Genomic DNA, 3,742 nt, shown 5'->3' with positions numbered 1-3,742 from the left:
CTTTTGATCTTCCCGGGGGCAAAAGATCAAAAGATCGCAGCCTGCGGCAGCTCCTACAGGAGCGAGGTACATTCGCCAGGGTCAGGCAATCGGCCGCCAGTGGCCAACCATGTGCTCCAGATCACCAGCCCCGACCAGTTGCAGATCCCCGCTGGAACCTGCGGCGCTGGCCAGTAAGGTCACCTCGCTGGGCAGGCGCACCGGCTTTTTGAATTGCACCACGATCTCGACGTTTGCGGCCGGCAGATGCTCGGCGAGGGCGGCCAGGGTGCGGGCCTTGTTCCATAAGCCATGGGCGATCGCCGATGGAAAACCGAACATTTTGGCGCTAGCAGCACTCAAGTGAATCGGGTTGTAGTCGCCCGATACCTTGGCGTACTGCCGGCCGATGTCCGCGGGCGCTTTCCAGTGGTCGACTTGCGTCAGTGCCAGCGTCGAGGCCAGCTCCTCCTCGACGGGCTCGCCTTCAAGCTTCACGCCCCGGCACAGCATCTGGCTTTGCGCCTCCCAGAGCGGTCCCAGTTGATCATCCAGCGTCGTCACCAGATCGAAGGTCGCGCCCTTCGCATGGGGTTGCAGGTTCTCCACGCACACGCTGGCCCGCACCCGGTGGACCCCGCCCATGGGGCGCAGCACGCGAATGCGATTGCTCAGGTGAATCAGCCCCAGCAGCGGGAACGGAAAGTCCCGGGCGGTGAGCAATTGCATCTGCAAGGCGAATGCAAGGATGTGCGGGTAGGTGGGTGGCAGCAGGCTGTTGTCGGCGAAGCCGCAGACCTTGCGATAGGCCGCCAGGCGCTTTGGGTCGACATCGAGCCAGCAGCGCAAACCCGAATGGGGCAGGGTGGTGCCGGTGATTTTGCGCCGCGTCGCCGCCTGCACATACAGCCCCGGCAGGCTGGGTTCGCGGTTGAGTGTGTGCCAGTCGATGATCATGCCTAGGCTCCCAGAACGCTTTGCCCGCAGACACGCAATGCCTGGCCGGTGAATGCGCCCGTGCCCGGTTGCGCGAGCCAGGCCACTGCTTCGGCGACGTCTTGCGGCAGGCCACCCTGGCCCAGCGAGCTCATGCGTCGCCCGGCTTCGCGCAGGCCGAATGGAATGTGCGCGGTCATTTGCGTTTCGATGAAGCCCGGGGCCACGGCATTGATGCTGATGCCCCGCCCATGCAACAGCGGCGCCCACGCCTGTGCCAGGCCAATCAGCCCGGCCTTGCTCGCCGCGTAGTTGGTTTGTCCGCGATTGCCCGCGATGCCGCTGATCGACGCCAGCAGGATCACCCGGCCATTGTCGCGCAGGGTGCCGCTGTCGAGCAGGGCCTTGGTCAGCACTTGCGGGGCGTTGAGGTTGACGGCGAGCACTGCGTCCCAGAACTCCGGCGTCATGTTGGCCAGGGTTTTGTCCCGGGTGATGCCGGCGTTGTGCACCACGATGTCGATGCCGTCGGGTAACTGTTCCACCAACTCCGTCGCGGCATTCTCGGCGCAGATGTCCAGGGTGATACCACGCCCGCCGAGGCGTGCGGCGAGGGCGTCGAGATCGGTCCTGGCCGGGGGCACGTCGAGCAGGATGACCTCGGCACCGTCACGGGCCAGGGTTTCGGCGATGGCGGCGCCGATGCCACGCGCAGCGCCGGTAACCAGTGCCTTGCGCCCGGCCAGCGGGCGCGTCCAGTCCGTCACCTGGGTGTCGCAGGCTTGCAGGCCAATCACTTGCCCGGATACGAAGGCGCTTTTCGGCGAGAGGAAAAACCTTAGAGGTCCTTCCAGTTGATCTTCTGCACCTTCGCCAACATGGATCAGCTGCAAGGTGCCACCGCTGCGCAGTTCCTTGGCCAGCGAGCGACTGAAACCTTCGAGGGCGCGCTGGGTGCTGGCGGCGAATGGGTCGCTCAAGGTCCGCGGGTCACGCCCCAGGATCACCAGGTGCGCACTGTGGTCGAGATTTTTCATCAGTGGCTGGAAGAATTCGCGCAGTTGCTTGAGCTGGTCGGCTTGCACAAGATCAGTGGCATCGAATACCACCGCCTTTAGTTTCGGGCCATGTCCGGGAATCCACGCGGCCGCCATCGAGGGATCGGTGCCGTAGGTGTAGATCGCGTCCGTCAGGCGGTTGGCGAAGGCACTGACCTTTTCCGCCAATGGGCCGCCGCCAATCAGCAAAGCACCTTCGACAGGGCGCAATCGGCCTGCTTGCCAGCGCTCCAGGCGTACCGGCGAAGGAAGACCCAGGGCTGCGACCATTCGATGGCCGATGGACGAGTTGGCGAAGTCGATATAGCGGTCGGACATGGAACGCGCTCCAGCAGATGAGGTTCAAAGTGTGGACCATGAATGGCAATCAGTCGTTCGATTCACTGGAAAAGGCCTACGCTTGCGGGTAATGGCCTTCACAGAATAGGAAGCTTTTCATGACTCAGCTGCGTCGCGTCGCGATCATCGGCGGTAACCGGATACCCTTCGCTCGGTCCAACGGGCCGTACGCCACCGCCAGTAACCAGGCCATGCTCACGACCACGCTCGAAGGCCTGATCGAACGCTACAACCTGCATGGCCTGCGCCTTGGCGAAGTGGTCACCGGGGCTGTGCTCAAGTTACCGAGGGACATGGCCCTGACGCGCGAGTGCGTGCTCGGTTCGCGATTGTCGCCCGCTACCCCGGCCTACGACATCCAGCAAGCTTGCGGCACCGGGCTTGAAGCGGCGCTGCTGGTGGCTAACAAAATTGCCTTGGGACAAATCGACTGCGGCATTGCCGGTGGCGTCGACACCACCTCGGATGCGCCGATCAGCGTCAACGAAGGGTTGCGCAAGATTTTGCTGCAAGCCTATCGCGCCAACACGACCGCTGAAAAACTCAAGCCCTTCCTGCAGTTGCGCCCCCGGCACCTGATTCCGGAGTTCCCGCGCAATGGCGAGCCGCGCACCGGTTTGTCCATGGGCGAGCATTGCGAGTTGATGGCGCAAACCTGGAACATTCCTCGCGAAGAGCAGGATCAGCTGACCCTGCTGAGCCATCAGAATCTTGACGCGTCCTATGCCGAAGGTTGGCAAAATGATTTGATGACGCCGTTTCTTGGCCTCACCCGCGACAACAATTTGCGCCCGGACCTGACCCTGGAAAAACTCGCCTCACTCAAGACCGTTTTCGAAAAAAGCGCCAAAGGCACCCTGACTGCCGGTAACTCCACGCCGCTGACCGATGGCGCCTCGCTGGTGCTGCTGGGCAGTGAAGAGTGGGCGAAGGCACGTGGCTTGCCGATCCTTGCCTACCTGCGCGATGGCGAGGCCGCGGCGGTGGATTTCGTCAATGGCGCCGAGGGCTTGTTGATGGCGCCGGTGTATGCCGTGCCAAGGTTGCTGGCGCGCAATGGCCTGACCTTGCAGGACTTCGATTACTACGAAATCCATGAAGCGTTCGCCGCGCAAGTGCTCTGTACCTTGAAGGCCTGGGAAGACCCCGAGTACTGCAAAAGCCGGCTGGGCCTCGACGCACCGCTGGGGTCCATCGACCGCAGCAAGCTCAATGTCAAAGGCAGTTCACTGGCGGCCGGGCACCCGTTTGCAGCCACGGGCGGGCGCATCCTCGCCAACCTGGCCAAGTTGCTTGATGCGGCGGGAAAGGGGCGTGGGCTTATCTCGATCTGCGCCGCCGGTGGTCAGGGGGTAACCGCCATCATCGAACGTTGACGATACCTGCAGGAGCCGGCTTGCTGGCGATGGCGATCTCACGGACGCCATCGC

At 63.2% G+C, this 3,742-nt stretch carries 3 protein-coding genes; 1 reads left to right on the top strand and 2 read right to left on the bottom strand.

Going from position 1 to position 3,742, the window contains the following annotated elements; genetic code table 11:
- Positions 1-81: 81 nt before the first annotated feature.
- The gene (locus QLG10_RS07820; protein ID WP_179057266.1) at positions 82-936 is read right to left on the bottom strand and encodes a MaoC/PaaZ C-terminal domain-containing protein; all 855 of its coding nucleotides are present in this window, start codon (positions 934-936) and stop codon (positions 82-84) included.
- Positions 937-938: 2 nt separating this feature from the next.
- Positions 939-2,291, bottom strand: a complete 1,353-nt coding sequence (locus tag QLG10_RS07815) for a 3-oxoacyl-ACP reductase (RefSeq protein ID WP_110753202.1) — start codon at positions 2,289-2,291, stop codon at positions 939-941.
- A 119-nt stretch (positions 2,292-2,410) separates the two neighbouring features.
- On the opposite strand from QLG10_RS07815, the gene QLG10_RS07810 reads away from it, so the two are divergent.
- A complete protein-coding gene (locus QLG10_RS07810) occupies positions 2,411-3,688 on the top strand; it encodes an acetyl-CoA C-acetyltransferase (protein ID WP_282486589.1) in 1,278 nt (425 codons plus the stop codon).
- Positions 3,689-3,742 lie beyond the last annotated feature (54 nt).

The organism is Pseudomonas sp. V98_8, from assembly GCF_029967975.1.
GTDB classification, from domain to species: Bacteria; Pseudomonadota; Gammaproteobacteria; order Pseudomonadales; family Pseudomonadaceae; genus Aquipseudomonas; species Aquipseudomonas umsongensis.
Note: the sequence above shows the minus strand (reverse complement) of the source record. Positions and strands in the feature narration are given on the sequence as shown.